The sequence below is a fragment of the Streptosporangium sp. NPDC002607 genome (genome assembly GCF_053592655.1).
The window spans coordinates 100368-124649 of sequence record NZ_JBSFWD010000019.1; the positions used below are offsets into that span (position 1 = coordinate 100368).

Consider the following 24282-nt stretch of genomic DNA (forward strand, 5'->3'; position numbering starts at 1 on the left):
CTCCTCCGGCCGCGACACGTCGCGAGCGCGGAGGGCTCCGCCCCGTACCACGCGATGAACCGTTCCCCCCACGACGGGCCCGACCGCGCCGGGCGCCACGCCCTGCCCCGCCGGTCGGTGCACCTGGACTTCCACACCGGCCCCCGGGTGCCGGACGTCGGCGCGGCCTTCGATCCGGGCGCCTTCGCGCGGACGTTCGCGGACGCCGGTGTCGACAGCGTCACCCTCTTCGCCAAGTGCCACCACGGCCACCTCTACTACGACACCGACCGGCCGGAACGCCACCCCGGCCTGGCCGGGAACCTGGACCTGCTCGGCGAGCAGGTCGCCGCGCTCCGCCGGGTGGGCGTCAGGACGCCGATCTACCTGAGCCTCGGCGTGGACGAGTACGCCGCGAACGCCCACCCCGAGTGGCTGGCGCTGGAACCCTCCGGGCGGCAGGTCGGGTGGTCCTCCGGCAGGTTCGAGCCCGGCTGGCAGGTGCTCGACCTGAGCAGCCCCTACCAGGACTACTTCGCCGAGCAGCTCGCCGAGGTCCTGGACCGGTTCGCGCCGCTGGACGGCGTGTTCGTCGACATGTGCTGGGACCAGCCGAGCGCCTCGCGGTGGGCCGTGGACGGCATGCGCCGGGCCGGTCTGGACCCCGCCGACGAGGGCGCCCGCGCGCGCTGGGCCCGCCGGGTGTCGCACGGCTACATGCGGCGTTTCCGCGACATGGTCGTGCCCCGTCTCGCCGACGACGCGGCGATGAGCGTCTGGTTCAACAGCCGTCCCAAGACGGCGCTCGCCGAGGAGCGGGAGTTCGTCTCGCACGTGGACATCGAGGCGCTGCCGACCGGCGGCTGGAGTTACGGTTACCTGCCGTACGTCGCCCGGTACGTCCGGCCACTGGGGCTGCCCGCCCAGGGGCTCACCGGCCGCTTCCACCGGAGCTGGGGCGACAACGGCGGGCTCAAACCGGCGGCCGCGCTGAAGTACGAGTGCTGCCGGATGCTCGCCTACGGCCTGGCGAGCGGGGTGGGCGACCTGCTGCACCCGAGCGGACGGCTCGCTCCGGAGACCTACCGGCTGATCGGCGACGTCTATGCCCACCTGGCGGCGTGCGAGCCGCACCTGAACGGCGCGCGGCCGGTGGCCGAGGCCGCGGTGCTCATGGACCCCGCGCTGGGCGACACCCCCGGCCCGGCCGGGGCGGGGGTGGTGCGCGCCATGCAGCGGCTACGGGTCCAGTTCGACGTGCTGGCCCCCTCCGCCGACCTGGACGGATACTCGCTGGTGGTGGTCCCGGAGACCAACCGGATGGACGAGGCGCTGGCGGCGCGGCTGCGCGCGCACCTGGACGGCGGCGGCGGACTGCTGATCGCCGGGGCGGCCATGGGCGACGAGCCCCCACCGGAGCTTGGCGTGGACGTCGTCCCCGGCTCCGATCCGGCCGGGACCTTCCTGCGCCGGCACGGCGAGCGTGACGGCTTCGCGCACGCCCTGTACGAGTCCAGCCGCCGGATGACCGCGAGGCCGGGCGTCGAGGTCCTGCACGACCTGGTGGAGCCGTACTTCGAGCGTTCCTGGGACGCCTTCAGCGGGCACGACTACACCCCCGCCGACCCCCGATCCGGGTCCCGGTCAGGGGGCGGGGACGGCCCGCCGTACGCGGCGGTGGTCGCCCGCGGGCGGGCGGTCACCGTCGCCGGTCCGCTCTTCACCGCGTTCGGCCGGTACGCGGCGGAGGCGCATCTGGACGTGCTCCGCGAGGCCGTGGCACGGGCGCTGCCCGACCCACTGGTGCGCACCACCGGCCCGGCGCATCTGGAGGCGCTGGTCGTGGACGGCGACGAGGCACGGGTGGTGCACCTGCTCAGCTTCCTGGCCGGTCGCGAGGGCGACGTGGCGAGCCCGATCACCGTCGACAAGGTGATGCTGGTGCTCGGCCTGCTCATCGCCCACGGGGCCGAGGCCGCCGCCGCGATCCCCGCGCAGGCCAAGGGCCTGGATCTGGTCCTCGACCCGTTCCCGCTGGTGGACGTGGAGGTCGAGGTGCGTGTCGACGGCCCTCCGTCGTCGGTCATGCTGCGGCCGCACGACGTGGAGCCGGAATGGGAGTACCGGGACGGCCGCGTCCGCGCCCGGGTCACCGTCCCCGACGGTCACGGCATGCTCGTGCTGCGCCGGTAGCCGCCCCGGCGGAGGCGGGCAGCCCCGGACGGGCCGCCGATCATCGGTGGCCCCCGGGGCCGTTCGCGTGCCCGAAACCGGGCACGGCCGTAATCCGGTCCGTCACGCTCCGCGCATTCGTCGAGGCTGAAAGTTTCCAGCGGGTAAACACTTGACGCAAACCCTTTCATTTCGGACTCTTAGCGAATCGATAAACAGATTCGCACGGCTCCGAGGGAGAATCGGTGAACGCGACGAGAGACACGGCCGTACGATCGGCGACCCGCCCGAGCGCACCCGCGACCCCCACCGATCTCCGGTGAACGGCGAGCGTTCCCGGCCGGACAGCGTGGACACCCCCCGCACCGCGCCCTCCGGCACCCTCGCGCGGTTCCGCGACCTCGGCGGGCAGAGCTGGTGGCCGCTGGGCATCCTGTTCGCCCTCAACGCCGTCGACGAGCTGGACCGCGCCGCGACCGGTGTGCTGCTGCCGATGATGCGCGACGACTTCGGGCTGAGCATCTCGACCGTCACCGCCGTGATCAGCCTCGGCGGGACGGTGGCCACCGTGTTCGCGATCGTCGGCGGCTACTTCGCCGACCGGATCCCCCGGGTGCGGATGGTGGTGATCAGCTACACGCTGCTGGCCATGTCTACCTTCCTCACCGGGATGGCCACCACACTGCTGCTGTTCGCCGCCGGCCGCGTGGGGTCCTCCCTCGGCAAGGCCGTCGGCGAACCCATCCACAAGTCCCTGCTGTCCGACTACTACACGCCCGAGACACGCGGGCGGGTCTTCTCCCTTCACGGATCGGCCAGCGCGATAGGGACGCTGATCGCCCCGCTGCTGGCGGGTGCGCTCGCCCAGGCGTTCGGCTGGCGGGTGCCGTTCGCGCTGTTCGCGATCCCCACGGTGGTCTTCGTGGTGATCGCCGCCCTCAAACTGCGCGAGCCCGTGCGCGGCGCCCACGAGCGCCGGGCGGCCGGCGGGGACGAGACCGCGGCCCAGCAGGAGGAACTCGCGCCGACGATCGCCGAGGCGTGGCGGGAGCTGCACCGGATCCCCACCATCCGGCGACTCCTGGCCGCCCTGCCCCTGCTCGCCGTGGCCGTCCTCGGGCAAGGACTGCTGCTCAGCCAGTTCTACGACCAGCGCTACCAGCTGAAGGTCCTCGATCTGGGCGTGCTCGTCACGCTGACCAGCATCTCCAGCATCATCGGATTCCTGGTCTTCAGCAGGATCGCCGACCGGGGGATCGCCGCCACCAGCGCGGGCCTGTACCGCCTGATGGCGATCGGCACCACAGTCGCGGCCCTCTGCCTGGCCGCGGTCCCCCTCGCCCCCAACCTCCCGTCCTCGATGCTGGCTCTCGTCCTCAACGCGCTGTTCTCGGCGCCGCTCGCCGTCGGCACGGGAATCGTGCTGTCGCTCGTGGTGCCGCCCCGGATGCGCTCCACCGGCTTCTCGGTCTCGGCGATCTACTTCCTGCCGGGCTTCGTCCTGGTGAGCATCGTCGGCGTCGTCACCGAGAAGTACGGCTTCACCGTCGGGTTCATGTCCATCACGGCCTGCATGCTGCTGGGCATGCTGGTCTTCTGGCGAGGAACGCGGACGATCGACGCCGACGTGGCGCGGGTGCGCGCCGAGTCGCTGGCCGGCGCGGAGTCACTACTGAACCGCTGACCTACGGCACCGGCCCGCATCGGCCGGTGCCGTTGACAGCCCCCTGCCAAACTAATTAGCGTTTCGCTAAACTTGGCGCGACGCACTGGAAAGGACGGTTCCGGGTGAAACCCGCCCCCTCCCATCTCATCGGCGATCTGGCCGACGAGCACCAAGCCCTCGACACCATGGTCTCGGCCCTCGACCCGGCCGCGTGGCGCACGCCGACACCGGCCCAGGGCTGGGACATCGCCGACACGATCAGCCACCTGTACTTCTACGACGAGACCGCCCGCCTGGCCGCGGCCGACCCCGAGCCCTTCAGGCGGCACGCCACCGAACTCGTGGCCGGCCGGCTCGGCCCGGACCACGACGTCCGGGCCGGGCGGTCCCTCGAGCCCGCCGAGCTGCTGGAGCGCTGGCGGCAGGCGCGTGCCGGGCTCCTGTCCGCGCTCGCGGAGACGGCCCCCTCCGGGCGGATCCCCTGGTACGGGCCGGACATGAGCCCCGCCAGCTTCACCACCGCCCGCCTCATGGAGACCTGGGCGCACGGCCTGGACGTCGCCGACGCCCTGGGGCTGCCGCCGGTGGTGAGCCACCGGCTGCGCCACGTGTGCCACATCGGCGTCGGGGCCAGGCGCTACTCCTTCTTCGTCCACGGGATCGACGATCCGGGCGACCCGATCCGGATCGAGGTCGAGGCACCGGACGGATCCCTGTGGACCTGGGGCGAGCCTGACGCGGCCGACCGGGTCGGGGGCCTCGCGCTCGATCTCGCCCTGGTCGTCACCCATCGCCGCCACATCGGCGACACCGGGCTCCGGATCGAGGGGCCGGTGGCCCGCCGGTGGCTGTCGATCGCCCAGTCCTTCGCGGGCCCGCCGGGGAGCGGACGCTCCCCCGGCCTGCGCCCTCTTTCCCAGACCGTCTCCTAGGGTTCCCGGAGGGAGTCACATGCCCACCCTCGTTTCCACCGTCGACACGCGGTCCGACACCTTCAAGGCCAACCGCGACGACATGCTCGACGCGCTCGCGCACATCGGCGGCCTGCTCTCCCAGGCCGCGGAGGGCGGCGGCCGGAAAGCGGCCGACCGGCTCCGCGCGCAGCACAAGCTCCCGCTGCGCGAGCGGGTGTCGCTGCTCATCGACCGCGACTCGCCCTTCCTGGAGATCGGCGCCCTCGTCGGCAACATGACCGACTACACGGTCGGCGGCGGCGCCATCGTCGGGATCGGGGTCATCGAAGGCACCGAATGCGTGGTCTTCGGCAACGATCCCACCGTGCTCGGCGGCGCCATGACCGCGGTCAGCACCCCCAAGATCGACCGAGCCCTGCGGATCGCGCGGCAGAACCGCCTGCCCTACATCCAGCTCATCGAGTCCGCCGGCGGCGACCTGCGCGGCGGCGGGGGCGACGGCGACGTGGAGCGGATGCTGCGCGGGAACCTCGGCCACTGGGCCGGTTCCGGACGGCTGTTCTACGAGACCACCGAGCTGTCCGGGCTGCGCGTCCCGACCGTCGCGGTGGTGTTCGGCAGCTCGACGGCGGGCGGCGCCTACCAGCCGGGGCTCTCCGACTACACGATCTTCGTGCGGAACCGCGCCAAGGTCTTCCTCGGCGGACCGCCGCTGGTCAAGATGGCCACCGGCGAGGACGCCGACGACGAGGAACTGGGCGGGGCGGAGATGCACGCCACCGTCAGCGGTCTCGCCGACTATCTGGCCGAGGACGAGCACGACGCGCTGCGCACGGCCCGCGACGTGGTGCGGCACCTGAACTGGACCAAGGGCGGCCCCGGCCCCGTCCTCCCCGCCGACCCACCGGCGCACGACCCCGAGGACCTGCTCGGGCTGATGTCGTTCGACCTGCGCACCCCCGTCGACGTGCGGGAGGTGATAGCCCGCGTCGTCGACGGCAGCCGGTTCGAGGAGTTCAAGCCACGCTACGGGCCGACCCTGGTGTGCGGGTGGGCGTCGGTCCACGGCTTCCCGGTGGGGGTACTCGGCAACAACGGCCCGCTCTTCCCCGAGTCGTCGCAGAAGGCGGCCCAGTTCATCCAGCTGTGCAACCAGTCGGACACGCCGCTGCTGTTCCTGCAGAACATCACCGGCTACATGGTGGGGCGCGACTACGAACGCGCCGGAATCGTCAAGCACGGCAGCCAGATGATCAACGCGCTGTCCAACTCGTCGGTCCCGCACATCACGGTCGTGCTCGGCGCGAGCTACGGCGCGGGCAACTACGGCATGGGCGGCCGGGCCTTCGACACCCGTTTCCTGTTCCTGTGGCCCACGGCCAAACTCGCCGTCATGGGGCCCGCGCAGATCGCCGGCGTAATGTCGATCATCCGGCGGGCGCAGGCCGCGCGCCGGGGCGTCCCCGTCGACGAGGCGGTGGAGAAGGCCATCACCGACGGGGTGGCCGACGTCGCCGAGCGCATGTCGCACGGCCTGTACGCCACCGGCCGCGGGGTGGACGACGGTGTCATCGACCCGCGCGACACCCGGACCGTGGTCGGGCTCGCCCTGTCCGCCTGTCACAGCGCCCCCGTGCGGGGCACCGAGCGTTTCGGGGTGTTCCGGCCATGACCATCACCACACTGCTCGTCGCCAACCGGGGCGAGATCGCCCGCCGGATCATCCGCACCGCGACGGCCATGGGCATCCGCACGGTCGCGGTCTACTCCGACGGCGACGCGTGCGCGCCGTTCACCCGCGAGGCCGACGAGGCCGTTCCGCTTCACGGGCGGACCGCCGCCGAGTCCTACCTCGACACCGGGAAGGTCCTCGCGGCGGCGCGCGCGACGGGGGCCGACGCCGTGCACCCCGGCTACGGCTTCCTGTCGGAGAACGCCGCCTTCGCCCGCGCCGTGCGGGAGGCGGGAATGACCTGGGTGGGCCCCTCCCCCGAGGCGATCGCCGCGATGGGCGACAAGCTCGCGGCCAAGGCGCTGATGGAACGGGCGGGGGTGCCGACACTGGGCTCGGTCGAACTCGGCGCGGACACCGGCATCGGCCCCGCCGACGGCATGGCCGAGGACCCCGATGCGGGCCCCGATGTCGCCACCCGGCTCGCCTCCGCGCGGATCGGCTTCCCCGTGCTGGTCAAGGCGGCGGCGGGCGGCGGCGGCAAGGGCATGCGGGTGGTCGAGCGGGCCGAGGACCTGGCCGAGGCGGTCGCGGGAGCGCGGCGCGAGGCGCTCGCCGCCTTCGGCGACGGCACCGTCTTCCTGGAGCGCTACCTCACCGGAGCCCGGCACGTCGAGGTGCAGATCCTCGGCGACCGCCACGGCAACCTGGTGCACCTGTTCGAGCGGGAGTGCTCGCTCCAGCGTCGCCACCAGAAGGTGATCGAGGAGGCCCCCTCCCCCGCCGTCGACCCCGCGCTACGGGAGCGGATGGGAGCGGCCGCGCTCACCGCCGCCAGGGCGATCGGCTACGAGAACGCCGGCACGGTCGAGTTCCTGCTCGCCTCGGACGGGTCCTTCTTCTTCCTGGAGGTCAACACCCGGCTGCAGGTCGAGCACCCGGTCACCGAGGCGGTCACCGGGCTGGACCTGGTGCGGGAACAGCTCCTCATCGCCCAGGGCGCTCCCCTCGCCCTCACCCAGCAGGACCTGTCGATCACGGGCCACGCGATCGAGGCCCGCCTGTACGCGGAGGATCCGGAGAACGACTTCCTGCCGGTCACCGGTACGGTGCTGACCTGGGAGCCGGCCGCGACCCCCGTGGCCCGCTACGACAGCGGCATCGAGTCGGGCAGCGTCGTCGGCGTCGAGTTCGACCCGATGCTGGCCAAGGTCGTCGCCCACGCCCCCACCCGCTCCGAGGCCGCCCTGCGGCTGGCGCTGGCCCTGGAGCGCACCGCGATCCAGGGCACCACGACCAACCGCGACTTCCTCGTCGAACTGCTGCGCCACCCGCGCTTCCTGGCCGGCGACACCGACACCGACTTCATCGCGACCACGGACGTGCGCCGCGGCAGGCGCCCGTCACGGGCCGACCTGGAGGCCGCCGCGGTGATCGCGGCACTGACCGGGCAGTTCCTGCGACGCGCCGCCGCCCCGGTGACCGCCGGCTTTCCCAGCGGGTGGCGCAACAGCGTGCTGCCCGAGGAGCGGGTGAGCCTCCGGCACGGCGACGACCTGGTGGAGGTGGGCTACCGGCACCGGCGCGACGGCGACTTCGAGATCTCCCTCGGTGAGCGCCGCCTGGTCGCCCGCGTGCTCTCCCCGCCGTCCCCCCGTACCGGGCCGGGCACCGGGATGGAGATCGAGGTGGAACTCGACGGCCGGCGCCGCAAGGCGGTCGTCCGTGCCCACCAGGCCCGCTGGTGGGTGCACGGCCCCGGAGGCGACATCGTCCTCGACGAGCTGCCGCGCTTCCCCGAACCGGAACCCGACGGCGTCGCGGGCGGCCTGGCCGCCCCGCTGCCGGGCACGGTCGTCGCCACCCCGGTCGCCGAGGGTGACCAGGTCGCCGAGGGCGCCCTTCTCATGATCGTGGAGGCCATGAAGATGGAACACCGCATCCTCGCGCCCTACCCGGGGACCGTCACCGAACTGCGGGCCGCCCCGGGAGACCAGGTGTCCGGCGGGGACGTGCTCGTCGTCATCAAGGAGGAGCCGTCGTGACGTCCGCCCTGCGCATCGCCAACTGCAGCGGCTTCTACGGAGACCGGCTGGCCGCGGCCAGGGAGATGGTGGAGGGCGGGCCCGTCGACGTACTCACCGGAGACTGGCTCGCCGAGCTGACCATGCTCATCCTCGCCAAGGACCGGCAGCGCGACCCTCGGGGCGGCTACGCCCGCACGTTCGTCAAGCAGCTGGAACAGGTCATGGGCAACTGCCTGGAGCGCGGCATCAAGGTGGTGGCCAACGCCGGGGGCCTGAATCCGGCCGGCTGCGCGCAGGCCGTGCGCGAGGTGGCCGACCGGCTCGGACTGGCGCCGGTGGTCGCCCACGTCGAGGGCGACGACCTGCTCCCCCGCCTCGGCGAGTTGCGCGCCGCGGGTCACGAGCTGCGCAACCTCGACACCGGGGCGCCGCTCGGCGAACGCACCGTGCTGACCGCCAACGCCTACCTGGGCGGGTGGGGGATCGCGGAGGCGCTGCGCCGGGGCGCCGACATCGTCGTGACCGGCCGCACGACCGACGCGGCCCTCGTCGTCGGCCCGGCCGCCTGGCACCATGGCTGGGCGCACGACGACTGGGACGCCCTGGCGGGGGCGGTGGTCGCGGGGCACGTGATCGAGTGCGGCACGCAGGCGACGGGCGGCAACTACGCGTTCTTCCAGGAGGTACCGGGGCTGGAGCACCCGGGTTTCCCGATCGCCGAGGTCGCCGCGGACGGCTCGTCAGTGATCACGAAGCACGAGTCCCACGGCGGGCTCGTCTCGACCGGCACGGTCACCGCGCAGCTGCTCTACGAGATCGCCGGACCTCGCTACCCCAACCCGGACGTCACCGCCAGGTTCGACACGGTCAGGCTCTCCCGGATCGGGCCCGATCGCGTCGCGATCCAGGGCGTGCGGGGCGAGCCGCCACCCCCCACCTCCAAGGTCTGCGTCAACCTGTACGGCGGGCACAAGGCGGTGCTCTCGTTCTTCCTCACCGGGCTCGACATCGACGACAAGGCCGACCTGCTGCTGCGCTCCCTGTGGGCCGCGCTGCCGGGCGGCCGGGAGTCCTTCGCCGAGAGCGAGGTGGACCTGATCCGCTCCGAGCACACCGACCCCGGGCGCAACGAGACGGCCTTCGCCCAGCTCCGCGTCACGCTGAAGGATCCCGACCAGACCAGGTTCGGCCGCCCGCTCACCTCGGCGGTCACCGAGCTGGGCCTGGCCAGCTATCCGGGCTTCTTCGGCGCCCCGGCCGTCACCCAGGCCTACGGTGTCTACTGGCCGGCCGCGGTACCGAGCGAGCTGCTCACCCACGAGGTCGTGATCGGCGAGGAACGCCACCTGGTGCCACCGACCCTGCCCCCCGGACCGGCGGCCGAGGAGACGGCGCCGGACTCCCCGGCCCCGGCGGGGGCGGAGGTGGACGGCTCGGGAGCCGTGGTCCGCCTGCCCCTCGGGCGGATCGCCGGTGCCCGTTCCGGGGACAAGGGGGGCAACGCCAACCTCGGCGTCTGGGTGCGCACCGACGAGGAGTGGGCCTGGCTGGAGGCGTACCTCACCGTCGACCGGCTGCGCGAGCTGCTGCCGGAGACCGGAGGGCTCGACGTGCGGCGCCACGCGTTCCCGCTGCTGCGCGCGGTGAACTTCGTGATCACCGGCCTGCTCGGCGAGGGGGTCGCCTCCTCCACCAGGATGGATCCGCAGGCCAAGAGCCTGGGCGAGTATCTGCGCGCGAAGGTGGTCGAGGTGCCCGCCACCATCGCGGGAAGGACGGAGTCATGAGTGGCGTGCGGTACGAGGTGGCGGCCGGGGTCGCCACCCTCACGATGGACGAGCCGGAGAACCGCAACGCGCTGAGCCCGTCACTGGTCGACGGGCTGGGTGACGGCCTGTCGGCGGCGGTGGCGGACGGGGCGGTGCGGGCGATCGCGCTGACCGGCGAGGGCGGCACCTTCTGCGCGGGAGCCGACCTGCGGCCGGCGGGCGGCGTCGTCGCCCGTCACACCTTCCCGGAGCTGCTGGCCATGATCCTGGACTCCCCCAAACCGGTGGTCGCGAGGATCGGCGGGCACTGCGTGGGCGGCGGGGTCGGCCTGGCCGCCGCCTGTGACCTGTCGATCGCCGCCGAGCACGTCCGCTTCGGGTTCACCGAGGTCCGCCTCGGCGTCGCCCCGGCGATGATCTCGGTCGTCTGCCTGCCGAAGCTGCGGCGCGCGGACGCCGCGGAGCTGTTCCTCACCGGCCGGAAGTTCCCGGCCGCCCGCGCGGCCGAGATCGGCCTCATCACCCGTGCCGTCCGGGCCGAGGAGCTCGGCGAGGCCGTCGAGGAGGTACTGGGCGAGCTGGTCGCGGGCGGGCCGGCCGCGCTGGCCGCCTCGAAGGAGTTGCTCGCGCGGGTCCCGGCGATGGACAGGGACGCCGCCTTCGCGTACACGGCGGAGCTGTCCCAGCGGCTTTTCGGCTCGCCCGAGGCCGCCGAGGGCATCTCCGCGTTCCGTGAGCGGCGTCCGGCGCACTGGGTCCCCTGACAGTCCCGCCGTGACGGACTCGGCCACGGCACCGTACGGGGTGCCGGCCGGGCAGCGGGCCCGGGGCAGGCGACCTCTCGGTTACCTGGACCACAAGGCGCTCGCCCCCTCACCCGGCTCTTCGCTTCGCTGTGGCACGCCTTGACCGGCTGACCATTCTTTTTCCGCCCCCCGGCCCCGGCGCGGCCGGGGGGGGCGCGGGCGGGCACGACGCCCGTTGACACCTCGGCGCCACCATGTCTAATGTTTTAGCGAATCGCTAATTAACCAGAAGGGTGATCGATGGACAAGGTCACCGCACACACCGGCACGGACGCGGCCTCCGGCCCCACCGGGGCCGATCCGCTCTTCGACCTGACCGGCAAGGTGGTACTCGTCACCGGCGGCAGCCGGGGCCTGGGACGGGCGATGGTGCGGGCCTTCGCGGCCCGCGGCGCGCACGTGGTCATCGCGAGTCGCAAGCTGGAGGCCTGCCAGGCCCTCGCGAAGGAGGTGACGGCCGCCCACGGCGGCGAGGCGTTCCCGGTGAGCTGCAACGTGAACGACTGGTCGCGGTGCGACGAGCTCGCCGACGTGGTGTACGAACGTTTCGGGCGGGTCGACGTGCTGGTCAACAACGCGGGCAGCTCGCCGACGTTCCCGAGCCTCGACGCGGTCACCGAGGAGCTTTACGACAAGGTCCTCGCGCTGAACCTGAAGGGCCCCTTCCGGCTGATGGCCAGGATCGGCACGGCGATGGCCGCGGCGGACGGCGGCTCGATCATCAACATCTCCTCGCTGGCCTCGGTCCGCCCCAGCCCCATCCTGGTGCCCTACGCCGCCGCCAAGGCCGGGCTCAACGCGCTCACCGAGGGCTTCGCCCGGGTGCTGGCGCCGAAGGTACGGGTCAACGCCATCCTCGCCGGGCCGTTCGCGACCGATGTCTTCGCCGGTTGGGACCCCGAGACCTTCAATGCCGTCATGGCCGAGCCCCTGGCCCTGAAACGGGCCGGGCGCCCCGAGGAGATCGTCGGCGCCGCCCTGTACTTCGCCTCGGCGGCGTCCAGCTTCTGCACCGGATCCCTGCTCCGGGTCGACGGCGGAGCCCCCTGAGGCTCACCGGGCCGCGGCGGCGGCCACAGTCAACCGGACACAGTTAAGGCGGACAACGTTGGACTTTCTCACCCCTCCCCCCGACCACCCCTCGCGCCGGAAAATCAGGCGATGGCTGGGCGACAATCCCGACCCGGACCACGACACCCTGGCCGGCGCCGGATACGTGGCGCCGCACTGGCCCGCCCCCTACGGGCTGGACGCCGGCCCGCTCGACCAGCTCGGCATCGACGAGGAGCTCCGCGCCGCCGGAGTGTCGCTGCCGGTGAACCCCATCGGGATCGGCTGGGCCGGCCCGACGATCCTGGTGGGCGGCACCCAGGAGCAGAAGGACCGCTACCTGCGCCCGATGCTGGCGGGCCGGGAGATCTGGTGCCAGCTCTTCAGCGAGCCCGGCCACGGCAGCGACCTGGCCAACCTGTCGACCCGGGCGGTGCGCGACGGCGACCACTACGTGGTGAACGGCCAGAAGCTCTGGACCTCCGACGCGCACCGCGCCCACTTCGGGATCCTCATCGTCAGGACCGACCCGGACGCCCGCAAGCACCGGGGGATCTCGTACCTGATCTGCCCCATGGACACCCCCGGCATCACCGTCCGGCCCGTCTACGACATGACCGGGACCTTCTACCTCAACGAGGTCTTCTTCGACGACGTCCGCATCCCCGCCGCCAACCTGGTCGGCGCGGAGAACGACGGGTGGCGGCTGGCGAAGGTCACCCTGGGCAACGAGCGGGTCTCGCTGTCCGGCGAGGGCGCGCTGTGGGGGTCGGGCCCGACCGCGCACGACCTCGTCGAGCGGCTGCGCGAGCGAGGTGGTGTGGCCGACCCGATCCTGCGGCAGCGGGTGGCCCAGGTCTACATCGTCGGGGAGATCCTGCGGCTCATCCGGCTGCGCACCGTCGCCGCGGCGGTGCAGGGCAGGCCGCCGGGCCCGGAGGCCTCCATCCGCAAGGCGCTCTCCGACGAGCACGGCCAGGAGGTGATGGCGGTCGCCAAGGAACTCGCGGGCAGCGCCGGGATGCTGCTCGACCACACCCCCTTCGACGGCGAGCACCAGATCTGGGACCACGGGTTCCTCTTCGCCCCGGCGCTCACCGTCGGCGGGGGCACCGCGCAGATCCAGCGCAACATCATCGCCGAGGCCGTGCTGGGACTGCCTCGCGAGATCGACGTCGAGGCCGGTCTCACCTGGAACGAGGCCCGCGCGGCGGTCGCGGCGGCCCGCCGGTGAGCGCCGTCCGGGCGGACACCCCGGCCGGCGAGGTCCCGGCCGCCACCGGCGCGGCGAGACACGAGCCGACCCGGAAAACGGCCCAGCAAACGGCACGGACGACAGCGCGGAGGACGGTACAGAAATGATCGAATTCGACGGGCGGGTGGCGATCGTCACCGGTGCGGGCGGCGGGCTCGGCCGCACCTACGCCCTGGAGCTGGCCCGGCGCGGCGCGGCGGTGGTGGTCAACGACCTCGGCGGAGCCCGGGACGGCGCCGGCGCGGACACGACCGCCGCGGATCGGGTGGTCGCCGAGATCCGCGAGGCGGGAGGCCGCGCTATCGCCGACCACGGCTCGGTGACCGACCCCGAGGCGGGGCAGGCGATGGTGGACCGCGCCGTCTCCGAGTTCGGCGGCGTCGACATCCTCATCAACAACGCGGGCATCCTGCGGGACCGCAGCGCCGCCAAGCTCACCCCCGGCGACGTGGACGCGGTGCTCGACGTCCACCTGCGGGGGGCGTTCAACGTCACGCTGCCCGCCTACCGGGTGATGAAGGCGGCCGGCTACGGCCGGATCGTCTTCACCTCCTCGATCGCCGGGCTGCTCGGTAACTTCGGGCAGGCCAACTACGGCGCGGCGAAGATGGGCCTGGTCGGGCTGGCCAACGTCATCTCGGTCGAGGGCGAGAGGTACGGCGTGCTGGCCAACTCCATCGCGCCGATCGCCCTGACCCGGATGACCGAGGAGCTGATCGGCCCGGGGCGGGAGATGCTCGCCCCCGAGTGGGTGACACCGCTCGTGGTCTACCTGGTGAGCGAGCGGTGCGAGGTCACCCGGGAGATCTTCTCGGTGGGCGGCGGCCGCTACGCCCGGATGTTCGTCGGGGTGACCCCGGGCTGGTTCACCCCGGGGAGCGTGCCCAGCGCGGAGGACGTCTGGGAGCACCTGGCGGACATCCGCGACATCGACGATTTCTCGCTGCTCCGCAGCGCCCCGGAGGAGAGCGCCCTGCTCGCCTCCATGATGCAGGCCCACCTGGCCCCTTCCGAGCAAGGAGATCTGAGCAATGCGTGATGTGGTGATCGTCGAGGCGGTGCGGACGCCGATCGGCAAGCGCAAGGGCGGCCTGTCGGAGGTCCACCCCGTCAACCTGCTCGCCGCCGTGCAACGGGCCGCCGTCGAGCGCGCCGGCCTCGACCCGGCCGAGGTCGGCCAGGTGATCGGCGGGTGCGTCAGCCAGACCGGCCGCCAGGCGGCGAACATCACCCGCTCGGCGTGGCTGACCGCCGGCCTGCCGTACGAGGTGGCGGCCTGCACCGTGGACGCCCAGTGCGGCTCCTCCCAGCAGGCGGTCAACCTCGCCGCCGCGCTGGTCGGCGCCGGGACCGTCGACGTCGCGCTCGCCTGCGGGGTGGAGGCCATGAGCCAGATCCCGCTGGGCGCGACGATGGCGGGCGGCGCGCTGGGCTACCCGTGGGAGGCCGAGGGGTACCCGTACCAGTGGACCTCGCAGTTCCAGGGCGCCGAGCTCATCGCGCGCGAGTGGGGGCTCGGCCGCGCCGACCTGGACCGGTTCGGCGCCGAGTCGCAGCGGCGGGCCGCCCTCGCCTGGCAGCAGGGCCGCTTCGACGGGCAGATCGTCGAGGTCGCCGGGGTGACCCGCGACGAGGGGCCGCGCGAGACCACCCTGGAAGGGCTGGCGGGTCTCAAACCGGTCGTCGGCCCCGACGACCCCCTGATCGGGCCCGAGGGCGGCCTGCACACGGCGGGCACGTCCTCGCAGATCTCCGACGGCGCCGCCGCCGTGCTCATGATGACGGCGGAGAAGGCCGCGGCGCTCGGCCTGCGCCCGCGGGCCCGCGTCGTGGACACCTGCCTGGCCGGCTCGGACCCGGTGCTGATGCTCACCGGCCCCATCCCCGCGACGCGGCGGCTGCTCGCGCGCAGCGGCCGCGCGATGTCCGACATCGACGTCGTGGAGATCAACGAGGCGTTCGCCTCGGTGGTGCTGGCCTGGCAGGCCGAGCTGAAGGCCGACGAGGCGACGGTCAACCCCAACGGCGGGGCCATCGCGCTCGGCCACCCGCTGGGCGGCACGGGTGCGTTCCTCACCACCAAGGCGGTGCACGAGCTGGAGCGCTCCGGTGGCGAGCACGCGCTGGTCACGATGTGCTGCGGGGGTGGCATGGGCACCGGCACGCTGCTCCAGAGACTGTGAGCGGCCAGGTGGCGACGGGCGCGATGGCGGGCCTCGCCCTCTCCGAGGAGCAGGAGGAGTTCCGGCGCACCATCCGTGCCTTCCTCGACCAGCGGTCTCCCGAGGCCGAGGTCAGGCGGTTGATGGAGACCGAGAAGGGCTACGACGAGGACGTCCTGCGGCAGATGAACGAGCAGCTCGGGCTGGGCGGGCTGGTCATCCCCGAGGAGTACGGCGGGGCGGGCTTCGGGTTCGCCGAGCTGGTGGTGGTCCTGGAGGAGATGGGCCGGCGGCTGCTGTGCGCGCCGTACCTGTCGACGGCGGTGGCGGCCCAGGCGCTGCTGCACTGCGGCGACGAGGAGGCCAAGAAGCTCTGGCTGCCCCGGATCGCGGCGGGCGAGACGATCGCCACGCTCGCCCTCGCCGAGGACTCCGGCCGCTGGGACGAGGCCGGCGTCACCGCCGTCGCCCGGCCCGGCGCCGACGGCTGGACGGTGACGGGCGCGAAGTCCTTCGTCCTGGACGGCCACGTCGCCGACCTGATCCTGGTGGCGGCTCGCACCGGCACCGGCGTCTCGCTGCTCGCCGTGCGGGGCGACGCCCCCGGACTGGTCCGCACGCCGCTGCGGACCCTGGACCCGACCCGTAAACAGGCCAGGGCCGAGCTGACCGACACCCCGGCCGTGCTGGTCGGAGCCGAGGGACAGGCCGGGGCCGCCCTGGAGCGGGTCGTCGACCTCGCCGCCGTCGCCCTGGCCGCCGAGCAGGTGGGGGGCGCGCGGTTCCTGCTGGAGGAGACCGTCCGCTACGCCAAGGACCGCCACCAGTTCGGCCGGCCCATCGGCGGCTTCCAGGCGATCAAGCACAAGTGCGCCGACATGCTGCTCGGGGTCGAGTCGGCCGCGACGGCGGTGCACTACGCGGGCCGGTGCGCGGCCACCCTCGACGACGAGCTGCCGACGGTGGCGGCTCTGGTCAAGGCGCACTGTTCGGAGACCTTCTTCCGCACCGCCGCCGAGGCGATCCAGGTGCACGGCGCCATCGGGTTCTCCTGGGAGCATCCCGCGCACCTGTACTACAAGCGCGCCAAGAGCGGCGAGCTGCTCTTCGGCGATCCCGCTCACTGGCGCGAGCTGCTGGCCCGCCGTCTCGGACTGTGAGGGAGCACGATGACCGCCAACGTGACCGGCATCCGGTTCGAGCACCTCCGCGAACCGCTGGGCGTCGGCGTGGCCCGCCCGCGCCTGTCATGGATCGCGCGGACCTCGCGCGGCGGGTGGCCGCGGAGCGCGTACGAGATCGAGGCTCGCCGACTACCCGAAGGCCGGCCGGGCACCGCGGAGCGGCACACCACGGTCCGCCAGGCCCTGGCCCTGCTCCCCGGCAACGAGCCCGCCCTCTCCGAGATCGAGGCGGCCTTCGCCGGACCGCACCGCTGAAACCCGCCCGTGGGGCGCGGGGCGGGATCGGTCGACGGCCAGGCTCGGCGCCCGCGACCGGCCCCGGCTCGTGGTCCTCGACCACGAGCCGGGGCCGGTCACTCCGGGCCACGGTCGTCGAGGCGCGCGTCCTGCCGGCCCTGGCCGAGCTCGTCGGCCCGCAGCGCGAGGAGGACGTCGGGGCGCAGCAGCCGGGAGGGGGCGTCCAGGTCCAGCAGCCGGAGGATGCGGCGCAGGCGGTAGCTGACGGTGTTCTCGTGGATCGACAGGTGCTGCGCGGTCAGCCGTACCGACAGGCCGCAGGCGAGGTAGGTCCGCAGGGTCTCGATGAGCACCGGGCTGGGTCTCAGCGGGGTCAGCACCGTGTCCACCAGGCGGCCGGCGTCGAGGGGGTTGCCGATGAGAAGCACCTCGGGGATGACCCGCTCGAAGTGGACGACCACGCGGTCGGCCCCCATCCGCAGCCCGGCCTCCAGGGCGGCCAGCGCCTCCCGGCACGACCCGCCCGCCTCCCCGAGCCTGGGCCGCGGCTCGCCGAGGCCCAGGACGAGGCCCGGCGGGATGCCCGGCCGGCGGGCGGCGCGGGTCAGCGCCTCGTCGAGGCCGGGCGCGTCGGCGAGCAGAAGCAGCGTGGTGGCTCCCTTGCTCCCGGCGAGGATCCGGCTGCGCAGCCGGGGGCGCAGCGAGTCGAGCACCGCCTTCTGCGCCCTGGCGAGCGCGAGCGGGCTGGTCACGTCGGCCATGCCGATCGCGGCGGCACGATGCGGCACCTGGGCGGGCACTCCGACGAGCCGGGCGCGTTCCTCGACGTCGGCGGGGTCGAGCGGCTCCCCGCCGGCGAGCCGGGACACCAGGTCGGTGGCGATCTGGTCGAGATGGGCGGCGGCCTCGCTGCGGGTCTGGCGGTAGGCGTCGGTCGAGGCGTCGATCATGGAATCGGTCAGCGCGGCCAGCCGCTGCACGAGCCCGGCGAGGTCGTGGCCCTGGACCGACGGCCCGGCCGCGGCGGCGAGCCGCTCCAGTAGCGCCCGCTCGGCGGTGTGCCAGGAGGCGACCAGGCTCTCGATCGGCACGCCCTGGATGGCCCGCCGCTGGCCGAGCAGCGCCGCGGACAACAGTTCGGCCTCGGTGAGGGCCCGCCGCTCGGCCACCGCCGAGAGCACGGCGGTGAGGTTGGGCGCGACCATCCCGCTGAGGTCCTCGACCTCCATCCGCGCCTGGTCGTATCCGGGCAGGCGCTCCCAGACGGTGCCGACCAGGGTGGCCGCGATCTCCTCGACCTGCGCGAGGAGGCCACGGGCCTTTTGTGTCATGTCCACAAAAGCGATCTCCCCATCTTCCGGCAGAGCCACGTAGTTGGGCATACGCCCCTTAATGGACTATGGACTATCCCAGGGCACAGTCCCAGTCAAGGAGGCGCTATGAGTACAAAAGTGGAGTCGGAGTCGATCGCCACCGACCTCGACGACCACGCGCTGGAGCCTGTGCCCGCGCATCGGCGCAAGTCCCTGATCCAGATGATCATCGTCCAGATCGGCTGGAACATCAGCGTCAGCAGCTTCCTCGTCGGCGGTGTCGTGGGCGGCGGGACCACTTTCGGCGAGGGAATGGCCGCGATCCTCGTCGGCAACCTGGTCCTGGTGGCCGTGTCCGCGCTGATCGGGCTGGTCGGCTACCGGACCGGCCTGTCCAGCTACCTCGCCGCCAGGGTCGTCTTCGGCCGCCAGGGCGCGGTCGTGGTCTCGCTGCTGCTCGGTGTGATCGCCATGGGGTTCATCGGGGTGCTGATGGACACCTGGAGCGGGGCGGTGCACAAGCTGATTCCGGCGATCCCGCCATGGGCCTTCATTCTGGCGTTCGGCGCCGCCATCACCACGACGGCGATCTTCGGGTTCAAGGGACTGGCGAAGTTCTCCGCGATCGCGGTGCCCATCGAGGTCGCGATCGCACTGCTGGCGCTCTTCAAGATCGGCGGCGGGGACGGCGGGTTCGCCGAGGTGGCCGCCCAGCAGCCCGCGGTGCCCATCGGGTTCGCCGTCGCGGTCGGCGCCGTCATCTCGACGTGGGTCACCGGTGCCGCGCTCGTCGGGGACGTGACGCGTTTCGCCTCCCGCGGCCGCGACGTGATCATCTCCTGCTTCGCCGGGTTCGTCGTGGGCGCGGGCGTCTTCGAGATCATCGCCACCGTCTCGGCCATGTCCGTGGGCAACAGCAACTTCGTGCTGGTCATGCAGGGACTGGGCCTGCTGGCCCCGGCCGCGGTGATGCTGGTGCTGGCCCTGTGGAACACCGCCGACAACAACCTCTACTCGGCCTCGCTCGCCTTCACCAACGCCTCCAACACCCTGGGGCTGCGTGTCGGCAAACCCACCTGGACCATAATCTCGATCGTCATCGCGATCCTGGTCGCCTTCGCCGGACTGGCCGCCCAGTTCCTCGTCTTCCTGAACGTCATCGCGATCATCGCGCCGCCGTTCGCCGGCGTGCTCATCGCGCACTTCTGGATCCTGGCCCGCCACCACACGGGCGACCAACTGCTGGAGTCGGCACCGGCCGTGCGGGCCGAGGCCCTCGTGGCCTGGGTCGTGGCTGCGCTGCTGGCGAAGTACACCGACGTCCTGCTGACCGACGCCATCGAGGGGCTGGTCTACGGGTTCGTCTGCTATGCCGTACTGGGCTGGGCGGTGACCGCCCTCAGGCGGAACGCCCCGATTCCGGTCACGGCCGACGCACGGGAAGGAGATGTTCGATGAGATTCGGTCTGGGAGTGCCCACGGGCACGGAGGGACTGATGTACCCCGTCCCCTACGCCGACGCCGCCGAGGCGGTCGAGCTGGCCGTCCAGGCCGAGCGGCTGGGATTCGACTCGGTCTGGGGCAACGACCACGTGACCACGCAGGGCTACGTGCGCGAGGAGTTCGACACCCCGCCCCGCTACTACGATCCGTTCGCCTATCTGAGCTACGTCGCGGCGCTCACCAGCCGGATCCGGCTGGCCACGGCGATCATGGTGCTGCCGTTCCGCAACCCGGTGGTGGCCGCCAAGCAGGTCGCCACCCTCGACCGGCTGTCCGGAGGCAGGGCCGTGCTGGGCGTGGGCATCGGCGCCTACCGCGAGGAGTTCGAGGCGATGAACCCCGGGCGGCGCATCAACAGGGGCGAGCACGCGGCCGAGGCCATCCAGGCGCTCAACGCGTTGTTCACCGAGCGGCGAGCCTCCTTCAAGGGGCGCTGGGTCGAGTTCGAGGACGTGGAGTCCTACCCCAAGCCGGCACAGCCCGCGCTGCCGATCCTGTCCGGCGGCAACGCGCCGGGCTCCCGCACCCGCGCGGCGCTGTACGCCGGCGGGTGGCTGCCCGCCTGCCTCACCCCCGGCGAGGTGGCCGCGGGCATCGCCGACATCAGGGCGCAGGCGGCGGCCGCGGGCCGCGAGCTGCCCGGCGGGTTCGAGGTCGCGCTGCAGGTGGCGGTCTGCGTGGCGCCCACCCACGAGGAGGCCTGGCGCAGATTCCGCGCCTCCCAGCTCCACAACCACATGGTCTCGCTGTCCGGCACGACGCTGAAGGACCAGGGCGTCTCCGACCTGGCGAGCCGCAACCTCATCGGCACTCCGGACAGCGTGGCCGAGCAGATCGCCGCCTACCGGCAGGCCGGCGTCGACACCCTCGCCGGGCTGCTGTTCGCGGCCGACACCGTGCCGGAGACGCTCGACGCCATGCACGAGTTCAGCGAGACCGTCATCGCCAAGCAGGCGGGAGGGCGGCCATGAGCGCCGTTCCCCCCGCCCCGGACGTCGACCTGCGCCGGCTGGCGTCGGAGCGGGTCACCCGGCTGCGCGGGGCCCTGGCCGAGGCTCCGTTCGACGCCGTCGTCCTCACCACTCCGGAGAGCGTCCTGTACGCCACCGGCTACCGCAGCGTGGCCGGGGCACTGTTCCGCGCCCACCGGATGGCGGCCGTGGTGACCGGCGACGACTGCTGGCTGGTATGCCCGGCCGCCGACACCGCCCCCGCGGTGGACGGCGGCGTGCCGGAGGACCGGGTGGTGCCGTTCGGCCGGTTCTACTTCGAGTCATCCGGCCCCACGCCCCTCACCGGTGCCGCCGACCGGCACCCCGACCTGTACGCGGCGCTCGCCACCGCGACCCGCGCCGCCGGGGCGGGGCTCCGGTACGGCGTCGAGGGGCTCGACGGCGAGGTGGCCCTGCGCGAGGCCGCGGGCGACCCCGCCGCGGCCGACGCCACCGGCTGGGCGAGCCGGGTCCGCGGAGTGAAGCTCCCCGGCGAGGTGGCGCTGCTGCGCCACGCCGCCCGGCTCGCCGAGGCCGGAGTCCACGCCGCCCTGGAGATCGCCGCGGAGGGGGTGTCCGAGCACGAGCTCGCCCAGGCGGTGGCCGCCACGATGGTCGCCGGGGGCGCCGAGCCTCGCTTCGTGGTGGCGACCACCGGCCCGCGCTCCGCCCTGGCCGACGCTCACCCGACCGACCGGCGCTGGCGCCCCGGCGAGCTGGCCCGCTTCGACATCGGCTGCCTGTACGCCGGCTACTGGTCCGACATCGGACGCACCGCGGTGCTCGGCGCGCCCGACGCGCGCCAGGCCGGTCACTACGCGGCGATCCTCGCCGGCCTGGACGAGCAGGTCGCCCTGACCCGCCCCGGCGTGACCGCCTCGGAGGTCTTCGACGTCGCGATGCGGGCGGTGCGGCGGGAGGGGGTCACGCCCTACCGGCGCCAGCACTGCGGGCACGGCATCGGCCTCGCCGTCTACGAACCGCCCATCGTCTCCCCCGGCGTGGAGACGGCGCTGGAACCGGGCATGACATTCTGCTTCGAGACGCCGTACTACAACCTCGGATGGGGCGGGATGATGGTGGAGGACACCCTGGTGGTGACCGGCGACGGGGCGGAGCTGTTCACCCGCTCGCCGAGGGAGCTGACGGTGGTGCCGGCATGACCCCGGTCTCCCGCTACCTCGGCCGGCTGGCCTGCCAGCGGTGCTCGGCGACCTACCCCGACCCCTCGCTGGAACTCGCCGGGCGCGGCTGCCCGGTCTGCGAGAAGGAGGGGGCGCCCGCCAACGTGCTCCCGGTCTACGACCTCGGCGGCCTGCGCGGCCTGCCCTGTGACCCCGCCCAGCCGGGGCTGTTCCGCCACCGCGCGCTGCTGCCGCTGGACGGCGCCACACCCGCGGTGAGCCTGGGCGAGGGCGGCACCCCGCTGGTGCCGCTCCCCCGCACCGCCGAACGCCTCGGGCTCGGCGCGGTCCTCGTCAAGGACGAGACCCGCAACCCGACCTGGTCCTACAAGGACCGGCTGGCCGCCGTGGCGGTCACCAAGGCCGTGGAACTGGGCGCCCCGGCGGTGGTCGTGGCGAGCACCGGTAACCACGGGGCGGCGGTCGCCGCCTACGCGGCGCGCGCGGGGCTGCCCTGCGTGGTGCTGACCGTGGCGTCGGTACCGGCCACGATGAAGACCCTCATGCAGGTGTACGGTGCTCGCGTCGTCGCCCTGGAGAACCCCCCGGATCGGTGGCGTCTGATGCGGCGGCTCGTCGAGGAGCGCGGCTGGCTGGCGATGTCCGGGCACGCCGACCCGCCGGTGGGGTCCATCCCCTACGGCGTCGACGGCTACAAGACGATCGCCTACGAGATCGTCGCCGACCTCGGCCGTACTCCCGACCACGTGGTCGTGCCCGTCGCCTACGCCGACGGGCTGGCCGGGATCCGGCGCGGCTTCGCCGACCTCGTGGAGTCGGGGCTGGCCGACCGGATGCCGGTCCTCGTCGCGGCCGAGCCGTTCGGCCCGCACCACGCCGCCCTGGCCGCCGGCACGGACACCGCGGGACCGGTGCCGACCACCCCGTCGGTCGCGTTCTCCATCGCCTCGCCGTACGGGACCTTCCAGGGCCTGGCCGCGCTGCGGGCGACCGGCGGCCGGGCGGTGCCCGTCCCCGACGACGCGCGCATCCTCGACGCGCAGGGCAGGCTCGGCCGGGAGGCCGGCCTGTATCTGGAGGCCTCGTCCGTCACCGCGCTGGTCGCGGTGGAGGACCTGGCCGGGTCGGGCGCGCTGCCCGCCGACGCCACCGTGGTCGTGGTCGGCACCTCCACCGGCCTGAAGGACGTCGGGGCCACCGCCGCCACCCTGCCGCCGGTGCCCGTCGTGGAGCCCACGCCCGCCGCACTCGACCGGGGACTCGCCGCACTCGACCGGCGAAGTGGCGGCCTCGGCCCGGAGGGCGAGCGATGAGACTCGCGTTCTCCATCTCCGGGCACCGCGACGCCGCCTCCGCCGTCGCGGTCGCCAGGCTCGCCGAGGAGGCCGGGTTCGACACCGTGTGGATCACCGAGGACTACTGCGAGCGCGGCGCCTTCGCGCTGGCCGGCGCGATCGCCGCGGTCACCGGGCGGATCCGGGTGGGCATCGGGGTGGTCAACCCCTGGACCCGCCACCCGGCGCTGATCGCCATGGAGCTCGCCGCCCTGGAGGAGATCAGCGGCGGGCGCGCGATCCTCGGCCTCGGCGCGAGCAACTCCCGCTGGATGACCGACCAGCTCGGCATCCCCTTCGACCGGCCGATCGGCCGCCTGGCCGAGGCGGTCGACATCGTCAGGGCGATGATGACCGGCGAGCGCGTCGACCACCGGGGCGAGCACTTCCGCGTGTCGGCCGGGCTGTCCTTCACCCCGCCGCGCCGCACCCCGCCGATCGTGCTGGGAGTCAAAGGTCCGCGGGCGCTGGCCCTGGCCGCCGAGCGGGCGGACGGCCTGCTGCTGTCCATCCTCTCCTCCGCGCCCTACGTCGCCTCGGTCCGCGAGCGCGTCGGGGCCGGGGTGGAGCTGGCCGCCTACGTCGGGCTGTCGGTGGGCGAGGACGCGCGCGCGGCCCGCGACCGGCTGCGCCCCATGGTGGCGACCTACCTCGGCGTGCACGGCGACCACGAGATCACCAGAACCGCGGGGCTCGACGCGGGGCTGTGCGCCGCGTTCCGCGAGGGGGGGCTCTCCAACGCTCCGCGCACCGATCTCGTCGACGACGCGCTGCTCGAACTGTTCGCCGCCGCCGGGACGGCCGCCGACGCCGCCGCGTCACTCGGCCGCCTGGCCGCCGCCGGCCTGGACGTGGCGGTCGTCCGCGACGACCCCGACACCGATCCGGGCCGGCTCATGCGCGCGGCCGCCCTCGCCATCGGCCGCTGACCCGCCTTCGCGGCCGGCCCGCCGGGACCTACGCTCCCGGCGGGCGCTCACCGTCCATACCGGCCCGCTATGACGGATAACCCTTACGGTGCGCGAAGCGTCCCCACCAGCGAGGCTGGAGGTTATTCGATGACACCATCCGAGATGGTCGCGGACCAGGACCTCCGTCTGGA

The 24282-nt window shown here is 73.3% G+C and carries 19 protein-coding genes; 18 read left to right on the top strand and 1 reads right to left on the bottom strand.

The window, feature by feature from the left end; translation table 11 throughout:
* Positions 1 to 54 precede the first annotated feature (54 nt).
* The 13 genes from ACWD3H_RS22305 (at position 55) to ACWD3H_RS22365 (ending at position 16911) form a co-directional block, all read left to right on the top strand.
* Positions 55 to 2172 carry an alpha-L-fucosidase gene (locus ACWD3H_RS22305; RefSeq protein WP_451956318.1) on the top strand — a complete coding sequence of 706 codons (2118 nt, stop codon included), beginning with the start codon at positions 55 to 57 and terminating at the stop codon, positions 2170 to 2172.
* Positions 2173 to 2470: 298 nt separating this feature from the next.
* Complete coding sequence (locus ACWD3H_RS22310) at positions 2471 to 3835, top strand: MFS transporter (RefSeq protein WP_451956319.1); 1365 nt, start codon at positions 2471 to 2473, stop codon at positions 3833 to 3835.
* A gap of 104 nt (positions 3836 to 3939) precedes the next feature.
* Positions 3940 to 4749, top strand: a complete 810-nt coding sequence (locus ACWD3H_RS22315; RefSeq protein WP_451956320.1) for a TIGR03084 family metal-binding protein — start codon at positions 3940 to 3942, stop codon at positions 4747 to 4749.
* A 19-nt stretch (positions 4750 to 4768) separates the two neighbouring features.
* On the top strand, positions 4769 to 6403 hold the full coding sequence (locus tag ACWD3H_RS22320; protein WP_451956321.1) for an acyl-CoA carboxylase subunit beta: 1635 nt from the start codon (positions 4769 to 4771) through the stop codon (positions 6401 to 6403).
* Positions 6400 to 8448 (top strand): acetyl/propionyl/methylcrotonyl-CoA carboxylase subunit alpha, encoded by a 2049-nt coding sequence (locus ACWD3H_RS22325; protein WP_451956322.1) that lies wholly within the window; start codon positions 6400 to 6402, stop codon positions 8446 to 8448. The genes ACWD3H_RS22320 and ACWD3H_RS22325 overlap by 4 nt, the downstream gene beginning before the upstream one ends.
* A complete protein-coding gene (locus ACWD3H_RS22330) occupies positions 8445 to 10217 on the top strand; it encodes an acyclic terpene utilization AtuA family protein (protein WP_451956323.1) in 1773 nt (590 codons plus the stop codon). Before ACWD3H_RS22325 ends, ACWD3H_RS22330 begins: the two co-directional genes overlap by 4 nt.
* Positions 10214 to 10963: an enoyl-CoA hydratase-related protein gene (locus ACWD3H_RS22335; RefSeq protein WP_451956324.1), complete on the top strand. Its 750-nt coding sequence runs from the start codon at positions 10214 to 10216 to the stop codon at positions 10961 to 10963. The genes ACWD3H_RS22330 and ACWD3H_RS22335 overlap by 4 nt, the downstream gene beginning before the upstream one ends.
* A gap of 282 nt (positions 10964 to 11245) precedes the next feature.
* Entirely contained in the window at positions 11246 to 12055 is an 810-nt protein-coding gene (locus ACWD3H_RS22340; protein WP_451956325.1) for an SDR family NAD(P)-dependent oxidoreductase, read from the top strand.
* A 58-nt stretch (positions 12056 to 12113) separates the two neighbouring features.
* Entirely contained in the window at positions 12114 to 13289 is a 1176-nt protein-coding gene (locus ACWD3H_RS22345) for an acyl-CoA dehydrogenase family protein (protein WP_451956326.1), read from the top strand.
* 124 nt (positions 13290 to 13413) lie between these two features.
* Positions 13414 to 14349 (top strand): SDR family NAD(P)-dependent oxidoreductase, encoded by a 936-nt coding sequence (locus ACWD3H_RS22350; protein ID WP_451956327.1) that lies wholly within the window; start codon positions 13414 to 13416, stop codon positions 14347 to 14349.
* Positions 14342 to 15493 (top strand): acetyl-CoA C-acyltransferase, encoded by a 1152-nt coding sequence (locus tag ACWD3H_RS22355; protein WP_451956328.1) that lies wholly within the window; start codon positions 14342 to 14344, stop codon positions 15491 to 15493. The genes ACWD3H_RS22350 and ACWD3H_RS22355 overlap by 8 nt, the downstream gene beginning before the upstream one ends.
* A complete protein-coding gene (locus tag ACWD3H_RS22360) occupies positions 15490 to 16632 on the top strand; it encodes an acyl-CoA dehydrogenase family protein (RefSeq protein ID WP_451956329.1) in 1143 nt (380 codons plus the stop codon). The genes ACWD3H_RS22355 and ACWD3H_RS22360 overlap by 4 nt, the downstream gene beginning before the upstream one ends.
* A 9-nt stretch (positions 16633 to 16641) precedes the next feature.
* Complete coding sequence (locus tag ACWD3H_RS22365) at positions 16642 to 16911, top strand: glycoside hydrolase family 78 protein (protein ID WP_451956330.1); 270 nt, start codon at positions 16642 to 16644, stop codon at positions 16909 to 16911.
* Between the two features lie 98 nt (positions 16912 to 17009).
* Here ACWD3H_RS22365 and ACWD3H_RS22370 read toward each other — a convergent pair whose 3' ends face one another.
* Positions 17010 to 18224 carry a PucR family transcriptional regulator gene (locus ACWD3H_RS22370; protein WP_451956375.1) on the bottom strand — a complete coding sequence of 405 codons (1215 nt, stop codon included), beginning with the start codon at positions 18222 to 18224 and terminating at the stop codon, positions 17010 to 17012.
* 108 nt (positions 18225 to 18332) lie between these two features.
* On the opposite strand from ACWD3H_RS22370, the gene ACWD3H_RS22375 reads away from it, so the two are divergent.
* The 5 genes from ACWD3H_RS22375 to ACWD3H_RS22395 are packed head-to-tail and all read left to right on the top strand — an operon-like array spanning position 18333 to position 24109.
* A complete protein-coding gene (locus ACWD3H_RS22375; protein ID WP_350927205.1) occupies positions 18333 to 19664 on the top strand; it encodes a cytosine permease in 1332 nt (443 codons plus the stop codon).
* Positions 19661 to 20680 carry an LLM class flavin-dependent oxidoreductase gene (locus ACWD3H_RS22380; protein ID WP_350927203.1) on the top strand — a complete coding sequence of 340 codons (1020 nt, stop codon included), beginning with the start codon at positions 19661 to 19663 and terminating at the stop codon, positions 20678 to 20680. Before ACWD3H_RS22375 ends, ACWD3H_RS22380 begins: the two co-directional genes overlap by 4 nt.
* Positions 20677 to 21864 carry a M24 family metallopeptidase gene (locus ACWD3H_RS22385; protein ID WP_451956331.1) on the top strand — a complete coding sequence of 396 codons (1188 nt, stop codon included), beginning with the start codon at positions 20677 to 20679 and terminating at the stop codon, positions 21862 to 21864. Before ACWD3H_RS22380 ends, ACWD3H_RS22385 begins: the two co-directional genes overlap by 4 nt.
* Positions 21861 to 23159, top strand: a complete 1299-nt coding sequence (locus tag ACWD3H_RS22390) for a threonine synthase (RefSeq protein WP_451956332.1) — start codon at positions 21861 to 21863, stop codon at positions 23157 to 23159. The genes ACWD3H_RS22385 and ACWD3H_RS22390 overlap by 4 nt, the downstream gene beginning before the upstream one ends.
* Positions 23156 to 24109, top strand: a complete 954-nt coding sequence (locus ACWD3H_RS22395) for an LLM class flavin-dependent oxidoreductase (RefSeq protein WP_451956333.1) — start codon at positions 23156 to 23158, stop codon at positions 24107 to 24109. The genes ACWD3H_RS22390 and ACWD3H_RS22395 overlap by 4 nt, the downstream gene beginning before the upstream one ends.
* Positions 24110 to 24282: the final 173 nt, after the last annotated feature.

Bases quoted from the DNA above. Each gene is read 5' to 3' on its own strand.
- ACWD3H_RS22305 (WP_451956318.1), top strand. From the start codon at position 55: ATGAACCGTTCCCCCCACGACGGGCCCGACCGCGCCGGGCGCCACGCC.
- ACWD3H_RS22320 (WP_451956321.1), top strand. From the start codon at position 4,769: ATGCCCACCCTCGTTTCCACCGTCGACACGCGGTCCGACACCTTCAAG.
- ACWD3H_RS22325 (WP_451956322.1), top strand. From the start codon at position 6,400: ATGACCATCACCACACTGCTCGTCGCCAACCGGGGCGAGATCGCCCGC.
- ACWD3H_RS22335 (WP_451956324.1), top strand. From the start codon at position 10,214: ATGAGTGGCGTGCGGTACGAGGTGGCGGCCGGGGTCGCCACCCTCACG.
- ACWD3H_RS22340 (WP_451956325.1), top strand. From the start codon at position 11,246: ATGGACAAGGTCACCGCACACACCGGCACGGACGCGGCCTCCGGCCCC.
- ACWD3H_RS22350 (WP_451956327.1), top strand. From the start codon at position 13,414: ATGATCGAATTCGACGGGCGGGTGGCGATCGTCACCGGTGCGGGCGGC.
- ACWD3H_RS22355 (WP_451956328.1), top strand. From the start codon at position 14,342: ATGCGTGATGTGGTGATCGTCGAGGCGGTGCGGACGCCGATCGGCAAG.
- ACWD3H_RS22365 (WP_451956330.1), top strand. From the start codon at position 16,642: ATGACCGCCAACGTGACCGGCATCCGGTTCGAGCACCTCCGCGAACCG.
- ACWD3H_RS22370 (WP_451956375.1), bottom strand. From the start codon at position 18,224: ATGACACAAAAGGCCCGTGGCCTCCTCGCGCAGGTCGAGGAGATCGCG.
- ACWD3H_RS22375 (WP_350927205.1), top strand. From the start codon at position 18,333: ATGAGTACAAAAGTGGAGTCGGAGTCGATCGCCACCGACCTCGACGAC.
- ACWD3H_RS22380 (WP_350927203.1), top strand. From the start codon at position 19,661: ATGAGATTCGGTCTGGGAGTGCCCACGGGCACGGAGGGACTGATGTAC.
- ACWD3H_RS22385 (WP_451956331.1), top strand. From the start codon at position 20,677: ATGAGCGCCGTTCCCCCCGCCCCGGACGTCGACCTGCGCCGGCTGGCG.
- ACWD3H_RS22390 (WP_451956332.1), top strand. From the start codon at position 21,861: ATGACCCCGGTCTCCCGCTACCTCGGCCGGCTGGCCTGCCAGCGGTGC.
- ACWD3H_RS22395 (WP_451956333.1), top strand. From the start codon at position 23,156: ATGAGACTCGCGTTCTCCATCTCCGGGCACCGCGACGCCGCCTCCGCC.